Consider the following 17,509-nt stretch of genomic DNA (forward strand, 5'->3'; position numbering starts at 1 on the left):
TGCAGGAACTCACGCGCCGCAGACCCTGTCGGACCGCCCGCCTAAACTGGTCCCCACCCCCGGGTCGTATGCCGACTCGGGGCCTTCGTGCTGTCCCCTCACCCCCGAGGACCCCCGTGAGCCTGCAACCTCTGCTCGACCGGATCGCCCGCAACGAGGCGGTCGGTCGGGTGCTCGGCCAGGTCGGCGCCGCCAACCTCGTCGACATCGCCGCCGCTCCCGGCCTGCGCGCGCCGCTGGCCGGTCTCATCAGCGCGAAGGTGCCGGTGCTGCTCGTCACCGCGACCGGTCGCGAGGCCGGTGACCTGGTCGCCGCGCTGCGGTCCTTCGTGCCGGAAGCCGGGGTCGCGGAATTCCCGAGCTGGGAGACCCTGCCGCACGAGCGCCTCAGCCCCCGCTCGGACACCGTCGGCCGACGGCTCGCGGTGCTGCGCCGGCTCGCCCATCCCGACGCCGAGGACGTCACCCACGGCCCGATCCGGGTGCTTGTCGCGAGCGTGCGCGCCCTCATGCAGCCGATCGCGCGCGGGCTCGGGGAGCTCAGCCCGGTCGCGCTGACCCAGGGGCAGCAGGCGCGACTGGAGGAGGTCGTCGAGGCGCTCGCCGGCGCGGCATACACCCGGACCGACCTGGTCGAGCGGCGAGGCGAGTTCGCCGTGCGCGGCGGCATCCTGGACGTCTTCCCGCCGACCGAGCAGCACCCGATCCGGGTCGACTTCTTCGGCGACGAGGTCGAGGAGATCCGCTTCTTCAAGGTCGCCGACCAGCGCTCGACCGAGATCGCCGAGCACGGCCTGTGGGCACCGCCGTGCCGCGAATTGCTGCTGACCGACGCCGTCCGGGAGCGCGCTCGCGTCCTGGCCGACCAGCTGCCCGGCGTGAGCGACCTGCTGCACAAGGTCGCCGACGGGATCGCGGTCGAGGGCATGGAGTCCCTGTCGCCCCTCCTGCTCGCCGGAGGTGAGCACGGCATGCAGACGCTGCTCGACGTGCTGCCCGCACGCACCCATGTCGTGCTGTCCGACCCCGAGCGCGTCCGCACGCGCGCGCACGACCTGGTCGCGACGAGTGCGGAATTCCTCGACGCCAGCTGGGCGAATGCCGCCGCCGGCGCGCAGGTGCCGGTCGATCTGCAAAGCGTGCTCGGCACCGCGTCCTATTGGTCCCTCCTCGAGCTGCGTGACCACGCACTCGAGCACGGCCTGGCCTGGTGGTCGATGAGTTCCTTCGCCACCGACGAGGAGCTCACCGAGTTCTCCGAGGACGAGCTGCCCGGCGAACGCGTGACAATCCGCACCGAGGAGGTGCCGGCATACCGCGGTGACACCGATGAACTCGTGACCGACCTGAAGCGTTGGGGCGCAGCGGGATTCGCCGCCCAGATCGTCACCGAGGGGCCTGGTCTCGGCCAGCGCGTCGCCGAACTTCTCGGCGAACATGAGGTGCGGGTCGCCGCCGGCCTCGAGCCCGGCGCCGTCACCCTCGGGGTCGGATCGATCGGCCCGGGTTATGCGCTCGCCGACGACAAGCTGGTCGTGCTCGCCGAGTCCGATCTCACCGGCGCAGCCACCCAGGGCACCGGCTCGACGCGGGACATGCGACGTATGCCGTCGCGGCGGCGCAATGTCGTCGATCCGTTGCAGCTCAAGTCTGGTGACTTCGTCGTGCACGAGCAGCACGGTGTCGGCAAGTTCGTCGAGATGATGCAGCGCACCGTGCAGGGCGCCACCCGCGAATACCTCGTGCTCGAATATGCCGCGTCCAAGCGTGGCCAGCCCGGCGACCGGCTCTTCGTGCCGACCGACCAGCTCGACCAGGTCACCCGCTACGTCGGCGCGGAGACTCCGACGCTCAACAAGATGGGCGGATCCGACTGGCAGCAAACGAAATCCAGGGCTCGACGCCATGTCCGCCAGATCGCCGCCGAGCTGATCCGGCTCTACTCCGCCCGGATGGCGACGCCCGGTCACCCCTTCCCGGCCGACACTCCCTGGCAGCGCGAACTCGAGGACGCCTTCGCCTATATCGAGACCCCCGACCAGCTGTCGTCGATCGACGAGGTCAAGGCCGATATGGAAAAGCCGGTGCCGATGGACCGGCTGATCTGCGGTGACGTGGGTTATGGCAAGACCGAGATCGCGGTGCGTGCGGCGTTCAAGGCGATCCAGGACGGCAAGCAGGTCGCGGTGCTCGTGCCCACGACCCTGCTCGTGAAGCAGCACTTCACGACCTTCTCCGAGAGGTATGCCGGATTCCCCGTCACGGTCAAGGCGCTCTCTCGCTTCCAGACCGACCGTGAAGCACGCGAGGTGCTTGACGGATTGGCTTCGGGCACAGTCGATTTGGTGATCGGCACGCACCGCCTGCTGGGCTCGGAGGTGCGTTTCAAGGACCTCGGCCTGGTCGTGGTGGACGAGGAGCAGCGCTTCGGTGTGGAGCACAAGGAGCAGCTGAAGGCGATGCGAACCGCGGTCGACGTGCTCGCGATGTCGGCCACGCCCATCCCGCGCACGCTCGAGATGGCGGTGACCGGCATCCGCGAAATGTCTACTCTCGCAACGCCTCCCGAGGAACGCCACCCGGTGCTGACCTTCGTCGGCGGCTACGAGGAGAAGCAGGTCGCGGCCGCCATACGGCGTGAACTCATGCGCGAGGGCCAGGTCTTCTTCGTGCACAACAAGGTCAACTCGATCGAGCGCACCGCCGCACGGTTGCGCGAGCTGGTGCCCGAGGCGCGGATCGCGACCGCGCACGGCAAGATGCCCGAGCACCGGTTGGAGGAGGTCGTGGTCGACTTCTGGGAGCGGCGCTCAGACGTGCTGGTCTGCACCACGATCGTCGAGACCGGGCTGGACATCTCCAATGCCAACACCCTCATCGTGGACCGGGCCGATGTGCTCGGTCTGTCCCAGCTGCACCAGCTGCGCGGACGGGTCGGCCGCGGCCGCGAACGGGCCTATGCCTACTTCCTGTTCCCGCCGGACAAGCCGCTGACCGAGACCGCCCACGACCGGCTGCAGACGATCGCCAGCCACACCGACCTCGGCTCCGGCATGCAGGTCGCGATGAAGGACCTGGAGATCCGCGGCGCCGGCAACCTGCTCGGCGGCGAACAGTCCGGTCACATCCAGGGCGTCGGCTTCGACCTCTACGTGCGGATGGTCGGCGAGGCGGTGGCCGACTTCCGCGGCGACGGCGAGGAGAAGGCGCCGGCCGAGGTCAAGATCGACCTGCCGGTCGACGCGCACCTGCCGCACGATTACGTGCCGGGGGAGCGGCTGCGTCTGGAGGCCTACAAGAAGCTCGCCACCGTGCTGGACGAGCAGCAGCTGGCCGAGATCATCGAGGAGCTCACCGACCGGTATGGCGAGCCGCCCGAGCCGGTGCAGCACCTGCTGGAAGTGGCGCGCCTGCGGGTGCTCGCCCGCCAGGCCGGCATCTCCGACATCGGCGCACAGGGCAAGTTCGTCCGGTTCGGCCCGGTGGAATTGCTGGAGTCCCAGCAGATCCGGCTCACCCGGCTCTATCGCGGCGCGCAGCTCAAGCCGGTGCAGCGCACGATCCTGGTGCCGGCGCCGATGACGGCGGTCGTCGGTGGCAAGCCGCTGCGCAACACCGAAGTGCTGCAGTGGGCCGGGCAGTTCCTGCGCACGATGTTCCTCGACCCCCGCTGACCCGCTGCGGCGCGGGCAGGCGGGGTGAGCGGTCCGGCATACCGGCTGGCATGATGAAGCCGCACGATCCCCCGAAAGGACGAACGCGTGAAGTTCACCCGACGACCGCTGGCCGCCGCGACGGTGCTGGCCGGCACGTTGGCCCTCACCGGCTGCGGCAGCAACAGTGTCTTCAATGACGGCGGCGTCGCCGCGAGCTACAAGGACACGACGGTGACGACCACCGAGGTGAGCGACGCCGTTGCCGATATCGCCAAGGCCGCGCCGGACTCGCAGTTCGATGGCCAGTCGGCCGTCGTCTACATGGTGCTCGGTCCCGAGCTGGACAAGCTGGCGCAGAAATACGGCAAGGCCGTCTCCACCCAGCAGGCGCGCGCGCTCTTTCCCAAGAACATGACGCCGAGCGACGCCGCGGTCCGCACCGCCAAGGGCAGCCTGGAGTTCACCAGCCTGCGGGGCGTCGAGGCGGCCCAGACCGACCTGATCAACCTGATCCAGAAGTCCGACGTGAAGATGAACCCGCGCTACGGCACCTGGGTCAAGGGCAAGGGCCCGGCGGCCGAGCCGGTCAACTGGATCGCCCCCTCCGCTGCCGACGCGCCGACGGGCTGACCGGCCGGTGGGCGACCTCACGCTGTTGGTCGCGTCGCCGCGGGTGGCCGCCGGCTTGCTGAGCCGCGACGCCTGGCGCGCGCTCGAGGCCGCCGGCACCGTGCTCGCCCGGCACGGCGACGATCCCCTGCCGCAGGCCGTGGCGACGGCGGGCATCGCGCTCGAGACGCTCGACCTGCCGCCGGCCGCCCTGGCGCGTGCCCTCGCCGACCGCGCGGCGAGCTGCGATGTCGTCTGGCTGACCTCGCCCGACGCCGACCCCGGGCTGACCGACGCGCTGGCCGGCCAGCTCACCGCCGCCGACGAGCCGCCGACCGTCGAGGTGCTCGTCGGCTCCTGGGACCAGCCCGGCGCGCGATTGCTCGACGCGGTCACCGTGATGGACGTGCTGCGCTCGCCCGGCGGTTGCCCCTGGGACGCCGACCAGACCCACGACAGCCTGACCAAGTATTTGCTCGAGGAAGCCCACGAGACGGTCGAGGCGATCGAGTCCGGCGACCGCGCCCACCTGCGCGAAGAGCTCGGCGATGTGCTGCTGCAGGTGCTCTTCCACGCCCGCATCGCCGCCGACGACGCCGACGACCCGTGGGACATCGACGACGTGGCCGCCGAGCTCGTCGCGAAGCTGCTGCGCCGCCACCCGCATGTCTTCGGCGACGGCGACGCAACAACACCCGCCGAGGTCGAGGCTTCGTGGGAGCGGATCAAGGCGGACGAAAAGCCCGCGCGCGATCGCGACGACCTGCTCGCCGGCATACCGATCTCGTTGTCCTCCTTGCTGATCGCCGACAAGGTCCTCTCCCGTATGGCGCGTGCCGGCCGGGTGCCCGACCTCACCGGTGACGACCTCGGCACCCGCCTGCTGGCGCTGGTCGCCGCGGCGCGCGAGCGGGGCGAGTCGGCCGACGCCTTGCTGCGTGCCGAGGTGCGCCGGGTCGCCGCGTCTCGATAACGCGCGTCGGTACTCGGGGGTATGCCGAGCCGCCGTTAGGGTTGAGGCGTTCCGTGCCCGCACAGTGCGCCAGGAGTTCACGTTGGCAACCATCGAAGCCATCCACGCTCGCGAGATCCTCGACTCGCGCGGCAACCCCACGGTCGAGGTGGAGGTGTTGCTCGACGACGGTGCCACGGCCCGTGCGGCGGTGCCATCGGGTGCGTCCACCGGCCAGTTCGAGGCGGTCGAGCGCCGCGACGGCGACAAGAAGCGCTACCTCGGCAAGGGCGTCGAGGACGCCGTCGACGCGGTCATCGAGGAGATCGGGCCGGAGTTGCTCGGTTATGACGCGGACGAGCAGCGGCTGATCGACGCCGCGATGATCGAGCTCGACGGCACCGACAACAAGGGCAAGCTGGGCGCCAACGCGATCCTCGGTGTGTCGCTCGCGGTGGCCAAGGCCGCCGCCGAGTCGGCCGAGCTGCCGCTCTTCCGGTATGTCGGTGGCCCCAACGCGCACGTCCTGCCGGTGCCGATGATGAACATCCTCAACGGCGGCGCGCACGCCGACTCCAATGTCGACATCCAGGAGTTCATGATCGCGCCGATCGGTGCGAGCAGCTTCCGCGAGGCGGTGCGGATGGGCGCGGAGGTCTACCACGCGCTGAAGAAGGTGCTGCAGGACAAGAAGCTGTCGACCGGTCTCGGCGACGAGGGCGGCTTCGCACCCAACCTCGAGTCCAACCGGGCCGCGCTCGACCTGATCCTCGAGGCGATCAAGGCCGCGGGCTACCGGCCCGGCAAGGATGTCGCGCTCGCCCTCGACGTCGCCGCCAGCGAGTTCGGCGACAAGAAGGGCTACCAGTTCGAGGGCAAGAAGCGCTCTTCGAAGGAGATGACCGACTACTACGCCGACCTGGTCGCCAACTACCCGCTCGTCTCGATCGAGGACCCGCTCGACGAGGAGGACTGGGAGGGCTGGCAGGCCATCACCGAGCAACTCGGCGACAAGGTCCAGCTCGTCGGCGACGACCTGTTCGTCACCAACCCGCAGCGGCTGCAGCGCGGCATCGACACCGACACCGCCAACGCTCTGCTGGTCAAGGTCAACCAGATCGGCTCGCTCACCGAGACCCTCGACGCGGTCGACCTCGCACACCGCAATGGCTACCGCTGCATGATGAGCCACCGCTCCGGTGAGACCGAGGACGTCACGATCGCCGACCTGGCCGTCGCGACCAACTGCGGTCAGATCAAGACCGGTGCGCCGGCCCGCTCGGACCGGGTCGCCAAGTACAACCAGTTGCTGCGCATCGAGGAGGAACTCGACGACGCCGGTGTGTATGCCGGTGCCGCCGCCTTCCCGCGCTTCAGCAACTAACCGAGGGAGATCGCCCGATGCCACGCGACGCGCGCTCGACCGCCCGGAATCGTCCCGCCGCCCGCAAGGGACCGGCTGGCCGTCCGTCCGGCCGGTCGGCATCGGGCGCCTCCTCGCGGCCGCCGCGCCGCAGCAGCAGCACCCCCGCGGCCGCCGGCCGTGCCCGCGCGCGCAGTCCCCGCTCCATGCGCCGGATGACGGTGCTGGGCGTGTTGCTGGTCTTCCTGGCCGTGCTGATCACCCCGACCCTGCGCAGCTATCTGGCGCAGCGCAGCCAGCTGTCGGATCTGCAGCAGCAGGTCGCCAGCCAGCAAAAGAGCGTCGGTGACCTGCGCGCGCAAAAGGACCGCTGGAGCGACCCGGCATACGTCCGGCAGCAGGCGCAAAGCCGGCTCGGCTTCGTCAAACCGGGGCAAACGCTCAAGGTGATCGTCGACCCCAATGGCACGGTGCGGTCGACGACGACCGACAGCGGCATCCGCAAGTCCTCGCAGCCCTGGTACGGCCAGGTGTGGCAGTCGGTCGTGCAGACCGGCGCGAAGAAGTGAGCGCGGTCGATCCGGCCGACCTCGACGTCGTCGCACGACAGCTGGGTCGCGAGCCGCGCGGCGTGGTCGAGGTGGCGCACCGGTGCCCGTGCGGTTGCCCCGATGTGGTGCGCACCCTGCCGCGACTGCCGGACGGGACGCCGTTCCCGACGACCTTCTATGCCACCTGCCCGCGGCTGACCGGTGCGATCAGCACGCTGGAGTCGCAGGGCGTGATGCGGGAGATGACCGAGGAACTCGCTCGTGACCCCGACCTCGCCGCGGCCTATCGGGCCGCGCACGAGGACTATCTCGCCCGGCGTGCCGGGCTCGGCGAGGTGCCCGAGATCGACGGCATCTCCGCCGGAGGTATGCCGGACCGGGTCAAGTGCCTGCACGTCCTGGTCGCCCACTCGCTCGCGGTCGGGCCGGGCGTGAATCCGTTGGGGGACAAGGCTCTTGCGATGTTGCCACAGTGGTGGGCCGACGGCTGCTGCGCCCCGACCGAGCCAGCCGGCTGACCACTGGTCAGGTCAGCAAGCCCGAGGCCACGATGTCCTGGAAGCGAACCTGCTTGGGGATGACCTTGTCGGCATACAACCGGTCGGCAAGTCTTTGTTCGCTGGCCACGTGGTTCGCGCTGATCGGAACGAGGTCGCTGGACCGTTGCGGGATCGCTGCCTGCGCGATCGTCAGGGGTAGTCGCGATTCGGCCGACCAGGCCCGGGCGTACTGCTGCTGGTGAGTTGCACCCCAGACATAAGCCCGTCGTAGGCGCTGCAGGAAATCGCGAATGGCGGCGGCACGGGCGGAGTCGCCGAGCGCGTCGGTGGAGGCGAGCTCGAAGTTGAGCCCGAATTCATCGGGCGGCCCTCCCGCGATCGCGCGGGCACCCGCCTGAAGCTGCTGAGTGATGAAGGGCTCCCACACCACCCAGGCGGCGACCTCCCCGCGAGTGAACGCCGCAGCGCCGTCGGCGGGCGGCAGGAAGACCAGCGAAACGTCGTTCGGCCCAAGGCCGCTGCGATGCAGCGCGTTCAACAACAGTCCGTGCGCTGAGCTGCCCTTGGGGACCGACACCTTCCGGCCCCGCAGGTCCGTGATCGAGCGCACCGGGGAGTTCCGCGGCACGAGCACCGCGGAATCGCGCCGGTTGCGCAGGGCGATCGTGGCGACCGCGCGGAAGTTCGTTTGGGCTGCCGCACCGAAGATCGGCGGGGTTGCTCCGACGCCTCCGATGTCGACCTTGCTGGCGCCGAGCGCCTCGACGATGGCCGGGCCAAAACTGAACTGGGAGAACGAAATTCGGTATGGCAGCTGATGGAGCTGGCCGGATGCCTGCAACAGTGATCGCACGCCGTCGGTCTGCACCGCGACCCGCAAGGTTGCCCCGCGAGCGGAGCCGCCCTTCGCGATCGTCGCTGGCGCAGGCGCCCCAGAGTCCTCGGGACGTGCGGCTGCGACCAGACCCACGGTGGCCGCGGCCGTGCCGGCAAGGACGCCGCGCCGCGTCCACCGTGCCGTCTGGTCAGGCTGCTGGTGCGGACTGCCCTGGCCGGCAGCGGGATCCACCGCGCCGGCCGCCCCATCGGGCGACGCCCGTCCCGCTGGATCCTCGAGCGTGTCGAGCAAGGTCGTGACCACGGTGCGCACCGCGAGGGAGTCGGCCTCGCGGGGCCGCGGCAGGCTCACCGGAAGGTCGACCGCGACTCGGCCTCCGTCGAGCACCACGATGCGATCGGCCAAGCGCACAGCTTCGTTGACATCGTGGGTGACAAGCACGACGGCCGGCCGGTGATCGCGCCAGAGGTTGAGCACCAACTCGTGCGCCTCGGCGCGCGTGAACGCGTCGAGGGCACTGAACGGTTCGTCGAGCAGCAGCAGTTCCGGTGCGCCGACCAATGCCCGGGCCAGCGCGACGCGTTGCCGCTGGCCGCCGGACAGGGCTCGCGGCCAGGCGGCCCCACGGTCGCCGAGCCCGACCTCGGTGAGAGCGCGATGCACCTTCTCGTCGACGCGTTCTGGTCCGTCGGTGGCTGCGGGCAGCCCGAGGCGGACATTGGTCGCCACATCCCGCCACGGCAGGAGGCGGGCGTCCTGGAAGACGACCGCGGTGCGGGAGGCGCCGCGCAAGGTTCCGCTGTCGGGGTGATCGAGCCCCGCCATCAACCGCAACAGCGTCGACTTTCCGGCGCCGGACCGGCCAAGCACCGCTACGAATTCACCGGGCCGGACGAGCAGGTCGAGGCCGTCCAGAACGACCCGGCCACCGAGGAGCCGGCGCACTCCGTCGAGGCGCACCGCAGCGGGTCGGTCCGGCATACGGCTGCTCATGCTGCCCTCCCGCCCGAGGCGCGCCACCGCAGCGCGTAGCGCTCGAGCCAACGCACCACCGCGTCGGTCAGCAGACCGAGCACGGCATAGGTCAGCAAGCCCACGACGATGGTGTCGGTCTGCAGGAAGTCTCGGGCGTTGTTGATCATGAAGCCCAACCCGGAGGTCGCGCTCATCTGCTCCGCGACGATCAGCGCCAGCCACGCGAACGCGAGGGCTTGGCGCACCCCGACCAGCGCACCGGAGAGTGCGCCGGGCGCGATCACGTGTCGGATCCGTTGCCAGCGGCCAAGGCCCAGCGCATCGGCCAATTCGTAAAGGTCCGGGTCGATCGAGCGCAGTGCACCGACCAGGTTGAGGTAGAGCGGTACGCAGACGCCCAGCCCGACCAACAGGATCTTGGGCCACTCGCCGATGCCGAACCAGACGATGAACAACGGGACCAGACCCAGCAGCGGCAGGGTGCGCAGCATCTGCATCGGTGGGTCGATGGCCGCGTCACCGAGCCGGCTCAGGCCGACCGGAAGTGCCGCGGCGAGCGCGATCAGGGTGCCGAGGAGGAAGCCCAGCGCGGCACGCCGCAGCGAGGTGCCCAGGGCGTCCGCAAGAGTGCCGTCGGCGAGCAGCGAACCGACCTTCGCCGCGACCTGGGACGGCGCGGCCAGGGTGTGCGCCGGGAGCCAACCCAACGCGCTGGCCACCTGCCATACCGCGATCAGGGCGAGGGGAGTGAGCAGCCGATACTCCCAGGGCGCCGGCGGGTGATCGCTGCGAAGACCGCGCCCGCCTGCCGCTCGGGACTCGGGGTGCGTCGTGGGGCCGGTGGAGGCAGGCACCGCAGCGGTCCGGTCGAGCACATTCTCCGTCGTCATCTCAGGCCACCTTGTCTGCCGCAATGCCCGGTCCGCCCAGCAGGCCGCGGCGCTCGAGCTCGGGGCGTAGCCCTTCACCGACGTAGTAGGTCTCCTCCAAGTGCGGATAACCGGAGAGGATGAAGTGGTCCAGCCCGATCGCGTGGTACTCCTCGATCCGGTCGGCGACCTCGGCGTAGCTGCCGACCAGAGCCGTTCCGGCGCCGCCACGAACCAGCCCGACGCCCGCCCACAGGTTCGGCGAGACCACCAGCTGCCGGGTATCGCCCCCGTGCAAGGCAGTCATCCGCTGCTGACCTTCGGACTGGCTCTTGCGCTGTCGCTCCTGCGCATCGGCGATCCGTCCCGGGTCGAGCCCGGCCAGCAGCCGGTCTGCTTGGACCCACGCTTCCTCGGCAGTCGGACGGGCGATGACGTGCAGTCGGATCCCGTATTGCAGCTCGCGACCGTGCTGGGCGGCCGCTGCGCGCACCCGGTCCAGCTTCTCCGCGACGCCCGCCGGCGGTTCGCCCCAGGTCAGGTAAACGTCGCTGTGTTCGGCGGCAACCCGGATGGCGGCCGGAGAGGATCCACCGAAGAAGAAGGCGGGCCGCTCGGTCGGGTTCGGCAGCACCGCGTCCTCGACCCAGAGGTGCTCTCCGCGGTAGGTGACGCGTTCGCCCTCGAACAGCCGGCGCACGATGTGAAGGAACTCGCCGGTGCGCGCATAGCGCTGGTCCTTGGTCAGGCCGTCGCCGAACCGGCGCTGCTCGACGTCCTCACCGCCGGTGACCACATTGAGCAACAACCGGTTGCCGCTGAAGCGCTGGAAGGTCGCTGCCATCTGCGCGGCGAGGGTCGGGGCGATGAGTCCGGGCCGGAAGGCGACCAGGAACTTCAGTCGCTCGGTCACTTGCGCCAGGCCCGCGGTGGCGATCCAGGCGTCCTGGCAATCGCTGCTGGTCGGGGTCAGCGCAGCCTCGAAACCCTGCTGCTCGGCTGATCGGGCGATCTGCCCGAGGTAGGCAGGGGTGGGTTCGCGACGGGTGCCCGAAGCGGCCGGGCCGTCCGGTGTTCCCGACACCGCGCTCACGGCGTCGCCGAGGCTCAACTCGGAGCGGGAGTCGCCGGAGGTCGGCAGGAACCAGTGCAGGCGAACGGACATCAGCAAGAGCCTTTCTGCGGGCGGGTCAGAGCAAGGAACGACGAAAGATCTGTCGACAGCGCTCCTTGCGGGTTCGCACTTGCTCGGCCGCGTGGGCTGAGCCAGGTCATCACCCGGGGCACCCCGCCGCGATGGAGGGTTGCCGGTCAGCAAGCCGGGGCTGATGCGCTGACACTCAAGACCTAACCAGAACTTATGGAATCCATTAGCTCGTGATCAACTTGAGGTCTCGCGATGTGGACGAGGGCGGGGCCGCGCAGGGCGCCCGCTGCTGCTAGAGCTCGCCCCCACCAGCAGCGGCGCTGCCAGCGAGGTGGCAGTCGCGGATTAGAGTTCGGCGGGTGAGCACTCCAGGAACCGTCCGGGTCGGCGCGGTCGACTGCGGCACCAACTCGATCCGTCTGCTCGTCGCCGACATCTCCGGAGGCGAACTCACCGACGTCGTGCGGACGATGCGCATCGTGCGCCTGGGCCAGGGCGTCGACGAAACCGGCCGCATCGCGCCCGAAGCCATGCAGCGCACCCTCGAGGCCGCCGAGGACTATGCCCGCCAGTGCAAGGACCTCGGGGTCGACCGGGTCCGTTTCGTGGCGACCTCCGCCTCGCGTGATGCATCGAACGCGCAGGAGTTCATCGACGGGGTGCGAGGCGCGTTCGCTTATTTCGGCGCTTCACCTGAGGTGATCAGCGGGGATGAGGAGGCGACGCTCAGCTTCCGTGGCGCGACCGGCGACCTCGCGCGCGCGGGACACCAGCCGCCCTATCTCGTCGTCGACCTCGGCGGCGGTTCGACCGAATTCGTGCGTGGCACCGAGGCGGTCGAGGCGGCGCTGTCGGTCGACATCGGGTGTGTGCGGCTCACCGAGCGCCACCTGCGCTCTGACCCACCGACCCCGGAGCAGATCCGGGCGGCCACCGACGACATCAACGCCGCAATCGACCGCGCCGAGCAAGAGGTCGGCTTCGGCCCAGCGCGCACCATCGTCGGGCTGGCAGGCTCGATCACGACGATCACCGCACACGCGCTGGGGCTCACGGCATACGACGCGAAGGTCATCCACGGCACTCGACTGCCGGTGGCGCAGGTGATCGACGCGTGCACCGATCTGCTCGGCCGCACCCGCGAGCAGCGCGCCGCCCTCGGCTTCATGCATCCCGGCCGCGTCGACGTGATCGGCGCCGGCGCGCTCGTCTGGCGCACGATCGTCGACCGGGTCGCGCAGAGCGCCGGCATCACCCACACCGTCACCAACGAGAAGGACATCCTCGACGGCATTGCGTTGTCGCAGGTCCGCTGACGCGTCCCTGCGACAACGCCTGGACTTACCAACAGCAGGTACCGCAAGTCCGCTGACGCCCGGGCCGACCGCGCCGGACCGCGTACGCTGTCCGCGCCCTCGTAGCCCAATTGGCAGAGGCAGGCGACTTAAAATCGCCGCAGTGCGGGTTCGAACCCCGTCGAGGGCACGCGCGTCGCCTCGGGAGTGAACCGCCGGAGTCGTACGTTGAACTGCACGAAACGCTCCGCGCCCCGCGGGGCCAGGTCCTATGGAGGGGACACATGGCAAGCAACCCGGTCTTCGACCGGTTCGACAAGGACCTCGCACAGGGCAAATACGCCCAGTTCGGGCAGCCGCAGTACGGCCAGTACGGCACGGCTCAGCCCTACCAGCCGCCGCAGCGCGAGCCCTACCAATACTCCGGGCAGCAGTACGGCCAGCAGGTGCCGGGCTATGACCCGTATGCCGGCCAGCCGGGCCAGCCCGGTCCGCAGGGCTACGGACAGCCGGGTTACGGGCAGCCGGGGTATGCCGGCCCGCAGGGTTACGGCGCCCCCACCGGCACCGAGCCGGGTGCCCGACGGATGACGTTGGATGACGTCCTCACCAAGTCGCTCGTCCTGTTCGGCATCCTCATCGCTACTGGTGCCGCGGCGTGGTTCCTGACCAGCGGCAACCCCCGGCTGAGCCTGCCGCTCTGGCTCGGCGGCATGTTCGTCGGCATCGCGCTCGGCTTCGTCATCGCCTTCAAGAAGACGGTGTCGGTGCCGCTGATCCTCGCCTACGCGGTCGTCGAGGGTGTCTTCATCGGCGCGGCCAGCCAGTACTTCAACACCGTCTGGCCGGGCGTCGTCGCGCAGGCGGTGCTCGCCACCATGTGTGTTTTCGTGGCGATGTTCGCCGGCTGGAAGTTCGGCCTGGTCCGCGTCACCGACCGCACCCGCAAGATCTTCGGGCTGATGGTGATGGGCTACTTCCTGTTCGCCATGGTCAACCTGGTGCTGCAGTTCACCGGCGTCCTGGGCGGCTTCGGTTTCTTCAGCATGGGCATCTTCGGCATCGCGCTGTCGCTGCTGGGCGTCGCGCTCGCGTCCTACTCGATCGCGGTCGACTTCGACAGCATCCAGCGCGGCGTCTCGGCCGGCTTGCCCGAGAAGTACTCGTGGCTGATGGCGCACGGCCTGCTCGTCTCGGTGGTCTGGCTGTACATCGAACTGCTGCGCCTGTTCGCGCGGATGCGCAACTAGTCATCCACAACGTCTGATGGGTAACTAGTCAGACACAGCGAAGGGGGCGGGTCCACACCGGACCCGCCCCTTTCGTGTGGGCTACGCGAGTCCGCGTCTGAGGTCGGCGAGCAGCGCGCCCACATCGGTGTGTCCCGCCGCGCACGCATCCCAGGCGACGACCTGCAGTTGCCGTATGACGGCCTGCGGCCCCAGCTTCGGCAGCGCGACCCCTGGGCGCACCCGTGCTGCCAGGTCGGCGGCGACGGCATACACCTGGGGGAGACCCGACGACGCCCGGTCCAGCGGCAGCTCGTGCCACCGCTGGTCCAGGCGTCGCAATTCGGTCCGGACATCGTCCGGGCGGGGGTCGATCAGGACAGGCGCTCGTAGATGATCGCCATGCCCTGGCCACCGCCGACACACATGGTCTCCAGGCCGAAGGTGCCGTCGGTGGACTGCAGGCCGTTGAGCAGGGTGGTGGTGATGCGGGCGCCGGTCGAGCCGAAGGGGTGACCGAGCGCGATCGCGCCGCCGTGGACGTTGAGCTTGTCGAAGTCCATGCCGAGGTCGTCGGCGCTCGGCAGCACCTGCGCGGCGAAGGCCTCGTTGATCTCGTAGAGGTCCATGTCATTGATCGTCATGCCGGCGCGGGCGAGCGCCTGCTTGGACGCCTCGACCGGGCCGAGACCCATGATCTCCGGGGAGAGCGCGGAGACGCCGGTGGAGACCACGCGGGCGAGCGGGGTGAGACCGAGCTCCTTGGCCTTGGTGTCGCTCATGACGACCACTGCCGCGGCGCCGTCGTTGAGCGGGCAGCAGTTGCCGGCGGTCACGGTGCCGTTCTCCCGGAAGACCGGCTGCAGCTGCGACACCTTCTCCAACGTCACGCCGGCGCGTGGGCCGTCGTCCTTACTCACGGTGCTGCCGTCCGGCAGCGTCACCGGGGTGATCTCCCGCTCGAAGAAGCCGTCGGCAATCGCCTTCTCGGCGCGGTTCTGGCTGGAGACGCCCCACTCGTCCTGGCGCTGCCGGGAGATGCCGCGCGAGGTGGCGACGTTCTCGGCGGTCTGGCCCATCGCGATGTAGATGTCGGGCAACAGGCCCTGCTCGCGCGGGTCGGTCCAGGTGGTGTTGTCCTGGGCGATCTGCTCGGTGCGCTTGATCGCGTCGGCGAACTTCGGGTTCTGCCAGTCCGCCTTCGAACCGCCGGCGCCGGCGAAATCGGCATACCGCGAGACGCACTCAACGCCACCGGAGATGAAGACGTCACCTTCGCCGGCCTTGATCGCGTGGGCGGCCATCCGGATCGTCTGCACCGACGAGGCGCAGAAGCGGTTGACGGTCGCGGCCGGGACATGGTCAAGCCCGGACAGCACGGCGACGACGCGGGCCATGTTGCTGCCCTGCTCGGCCCACGGCTCCGCGCAGCCGAGGTAGAGGTCCTCGACCAGCGTCGGGTCGAGCCCGGGCACCTTGGCCAGCGCGGCCTGCACGATCTGAGCAGCGAGATCGTCGGGACGGATGTCCTTGAGCGATCCCTTGAAGGCGCGTCCGATCGGCGTGCGCGCGGTGGAGACGATGACTGCTTCGGGCATGGATCCTCCGTCGTCGGGCGAGGGCGCCGGTGATCGGCGCCACATCGAGGCGAGTCTACTGAGCGGTAAAGGCGGCACTGCTGGGTATGGCGTCCCGGCGGCCACCGTGCTTACGAGTCGGTGGTCGTGGCCGCCGAACTCGTCGCGGCCGCGGCCGGGCCGCCGGTGTTGTCCGGCCCGTCCGGATTGGGGCTTTGCGGAGGCGGCAGCGGCGTGCGGTGGCGGCGCAGCAACACCGCCCAGCGGCCACGCTGACCGCGCTCGTCGCCGGCGACGGCGGTCGCGCTGACCTCGGTGCCGGGGTCGCGAACCGCACGCATCGCGGCGACGGACACCGGCCCGATGCTCTCGCCGCGTCGGCGGTCGGGCGCGCGGCCGGTGTCGGCAGAGGTCTGACCCAGCGCGTCGAGGATCGAGGGGATGAGCGCGGACGCGGCCCGGGCATAGCCGGCCGCAGAAGGGTGGAAGCGGTCCTTGCTGAACATCACCGACGGTGTCTGCTGGAACTCGCGGCCGAGCAGGTCGCCCAGGGAGACGGTGCGGCCGCCCTGCTCGATCACGGCCACGGTCTGGGCGGCGGCCAGATCCCGTGACCAGCGGCGGGTGAGCAGTCGCAGCGGCTGGGGGACCGGCTCGATGACCCCGAGATCGGGGCAGGTGCCGACGACGACCTCGCAGTCGGCCTGGCGCAGCTGATCCACAGCCGCGGCGAGATGCCGGACCGAAGTGGCGCGCTGCACGCTCTTGGTCACGTCGTTGGCGCCGATCATGATGAGCGCGACATCGGGGTGCTCGACCAGCTGCAGGGCGGTCTCGACCTGGTCGCCGAGGTCGGGTGACACGGCGCCGACGGCGGCGACATTGGTGAGGTGCACCGGCCGGCCGAAGATCGCGGCGACCGCGGTGGCGACGATCGCGCCGACGGTCTGCTGTGGTTCGTCCACCCCCATGCCCTTGGCGGTGGAGTCGCCGATGACGAGGAACTCGATGGGCGGGCCCGGCGCGTGGCCGTAGGTGCCGGAGTCGTCCGGTGCGCCCTCGAAGGGCTGACCGACGATCCGACGTGCGACGGCTGCCTCGGCTTTGAGCAGCCCCCAGGTGCCGAGCCCGACACCCCCGAGGGCCGCTGCGCCGATGCCTCCGCCGAATGCTGCATGCGCGGCGATATTGCGCGCGCGACGAGCCCGTCCCATGGGGACTCCCTTCGCCTTCGGTGTTCGTCGATCCTCTCATCCGGTCCGGACAGCGCGCAGGCTGGCGGCCCAACAGTGAGCACCCGCCAAGAGAACGGGCGAGACGCCGCGTGCGTGCCGCCCGGTTGCGATGGTCACCAGCCCGGCACAGCCGGGGTCGGTATGCCGGATCGCTCCCCTTTCGGGCGCCGCCCGGACGCGCCCCCTGCGCCGCTGACCAGCGGATTTGGTGTCTGGCCCGGTCGTCCTCTAACGTTCTGCTCACCGCACGGCCGGGCGGCCCCCGCAGGGGGGAAGCGCGCCGAGGACGAGCGGACAACCTCGAGTTTGGCAGATCCGCAGTGACCTGCTAAGCTAGAGACTCGCTCGGAGCCAAGTGCGCGAGGAACATCGATCCCGATGGTCTGACGCCCAAGAGCCGAGCGGCCAACAATCAGTACGAGCCAACGACGCAGCTTCTGTGTCTGCGGACCGCACCTGATCGTTTCTTGAGAACTCAACAGCGTGTCGAGTGATTGATGCCAGATTTTTTGTTTGGTTGAGATTGTTCATTGTGAGCATTTTTTGTTCTCGATTCAATTTCGGCTGGGATTAAGTTTTTTTGTGGTTTTTTTGGAGAGTTTGATCCTGGCTCAGGACGAACGCTGGCGGCGTGCTTAACACATGCAAGTCGAACGATGAAGGACCAGCTTGCTGGTTTGGATTAGTGGCGAACGGGTGAGTAACACGTGAGT

At 69.6% G+C, this 17,509-nt stretch carries 14 protein-coding genes, 1 tRNA gene, 1 rRNA gene and 1 riboswitch; of the genes, 10 read left to right on the plus strand and 6 right to left on the minus strand.

Annotated features, from left to right (window positions below):
* The first annotated feature begins 68 nt into the window (after window positions 1–68).
* The 6 genes from mfd to G9U51_RS07800 all read left to right on the plus strand — a co-directional run bounded on the left by mfd (window position 69) and on the right by G9U51_RS07800 (window position 7,649).
* On the plus strand, window positions 69–3,674 hold the full coding sequence (gene mfd / locus G9U51_RS07775) for a transcription-repair coupling factor (RefSeq protein WP_166195631.1): 3,606 nt from the start codon (window positions 69–71) through the stop codon (window positions 3,672–3,674).
* Window positions 3,675–3,761: 87 nt separating this feature from the next.
* The gene (locus G9U51_RS07780) at window positions 3,762–4,286 is read left to right on the plus strand and encodes a peptidylprolyl isomerase (protein ID WP_166195634.1); all 525 of its coding nucleotides are present in this window, start codon (window positions 3,762–3,764) and stop codon (window positions 4,284–4,286) included.
* A gap of 7 nt (window positions 4,287–4,293) precedes the next feature.
* Complete coding sequence (locus G9U51_RS07785) at window positions 4,294–5,238, plus strand: MazG family protein (protein ID WP_166195637.1); 945 nt, start codon at window positions 4,294–4,296, stop codon at window positions 5,236–5,238.
* An 82-nt stretch (window positions 5,239–5,320) separates the two neighbouring features.
* Window positions 5,321–6,601, plus strand: a complete 1,281-nt coding sequence (gene eno / locus G9U51_RS07790) for a phosphopyruvate hydratase (RefSeq protein ID WP_166195640.1) — start codon at window positions 5,321–5,323, stop codon at window positions 6,599–6,601.
* A 17-nt stretch (window positions 6,602–6,618) separates the two neighbouring features.
* Entirely contained in the window at window positions 6,619–7,149 is a 531-nt protein-coding gene (locus G9U51_RS07795) for an FtsB family cell division protein (protein ID WP_166195643.1), read from the plus strand.
* A complete protein-coding gene (locus G9U51_RS07800; RefSeq protein WP_328823375.1) occupies window positions 7,146–7,649 on the plus strand; it encodes a DUF501 domain-containing protein in 504 nt (167 codons plus the stop codon). Before G9U51_RS07795 ends, G9U51_RS07800 begins: the two co-directional genes overlap by 4 nt.
* Before the next feature lie 7 nt (window positions 7,650–7,656).
* Here G9U51_RS07800 and G9U51_RS07805 read toward each other — a convergent pair whose 3' ends face one another.
* Genes G9U51_RS07805 through G9U51_RS07815 form a run of 3 tightly spaced genes read right to left on the minus strand, consistent with a single transcriptional unit; the run spans window position 7,657 to window position 11,478 of the window.
* Window positions 7,657–9,462, minus strand: a complete 1,806-nt coding sequence (locus G9U51_RS07805; protein WP_166195648.1) for an ATP-binding cassette domain-containing protein — start codon at window positions 9,460–9,462, stop codon at window positions 7,657–7,659.
* A complete protein-coding gene (locus tag G9U51_RS07810; RefSeq protein WP_166195650.1) occupies window positions 9,459–10,334 on the minus strand; it encodes an ABC transporter permease in 876 nt (291 codons plus the stop codon). Before G9U51_RS07810 ends, G9U51_RS07805 begins: the two co-directional genes overlap by 4 nt.
* Window position 10,335: 1 nt before the next feature.
* Window positions 10,336–11,478 carry an LLM class flavin-dependent oxidoreductase gene (locus tag G9U51_RS07815; protein WP_166195652.1) on the minus strand — a complete coding sequence of 381 codons (1,143 nt, stop codon included), beginning with the start codon at window positions 11,476–11,478 and terminating at the stop codon, window positions 10,336–10,338.
* Window positions 11,479–11,548: 70 nt separating this feature from the next.
* Window positions 11,549–11,661: riboswitch (SAM riboswitch) on the minus strand.
* A gap of 158 nt (window positions 11,662–11,819) precedes the next feature.
* Between G9U51_RS07815 and G9U51_RS07820 the strand changes: the two genes are divergently transcribed.
* From G9U51_RS07820 to G9U51_RS07830, 3 genes are all read left to right on the plus strand, one after another.
* Window positions 11,820–12,776: a Ppx/GppA phosphatase family protein gene (locus G9U51_RS07820; protein WP_166195654.1), complete on the plus strand. Its 957-nt coding sequence runs from the start codon at window positions 11,820–11,822 to the stop codon at window positions 12,774–12,776.
* 95 nt (window positions 12,777–12,871) lie between these two features.
* Window positions 12,872–12,945: transfer RNA gene (locus G9U51_RS07825), tRNA-Leu, on the plus strand.
* A gap of 94 nt (window positions 12,946–13,039) precedes the next feature.
* Entirely contained in the window at window positions 13,040–14,005 is a 966-nt protein-coding gene (locus tag G9U51_RS07830) for a Bax inhibitor-1/YccA family protein (protein ID WP_166195656.1), read from the plus strand.
* 81 nt (window positions 14,006–14,086) lie between these two features.
* Here G9U51_RS07830 and G9U51_RS07835 read toward each other — a convergent pair whose 3' ends face one another.
* From G9U51_RS07835 to G9U51_RS07845, 3 genes are all read right to left on the minus strand, one after another.
* Entirely contained in the window at window positions 14,087–14,326 is a 240-nt protein-coding gene (locus tag G9U51_RS07835; RefSeq protein ID WP_166195658.1) for a hypothetical protein, read from the minus strand.
* Between the two features lie 32 nt (window positions 14,327–14,358).
* Window positions 14,359–15,582, minus strand: coding sequence for an acetyl-CoA C-acetyltransferase (locus G9U51_RS07840; RefSeq protein WP_166195660.1), 1,224 nt, complete (start codon window positions 15,580–15,582; stop codon window positions 14,359–14,361).
* Window positions 15,583–15,692: 110 nt separating this feature from the next.
* Window positions 15,693–16,775: an SGNH/GDSL hydrolase family protein gene (locus tag G9U51_RS07845; protein ID WP_166195662.1), complete on the minus strand. Its 1,083-nt coding sequence runs from the start codon at window positions 16,773–16,775 to the stop codon at window positions 15,693–15,695.
* Between the two features lie 609 nt (window positions 16,776–17,384).
* Here G9U51_RS07845 and G9U51_RS07850 point away from each other — a divergent pair.
* Window positions 17,385–17,509 (plus strand): 16S ribosomal RNA (locus tag G9U51_RS07850); the annotation flags it as partial.

The organism is Metallococcus carri (assembly GCF_011440275.1).
Lineage (GTDB): Bacteria > Actinomycetota > Actinomycetes > Actinomycetales > Dermatophilaceae > Metallococcus > Metallococcus carri.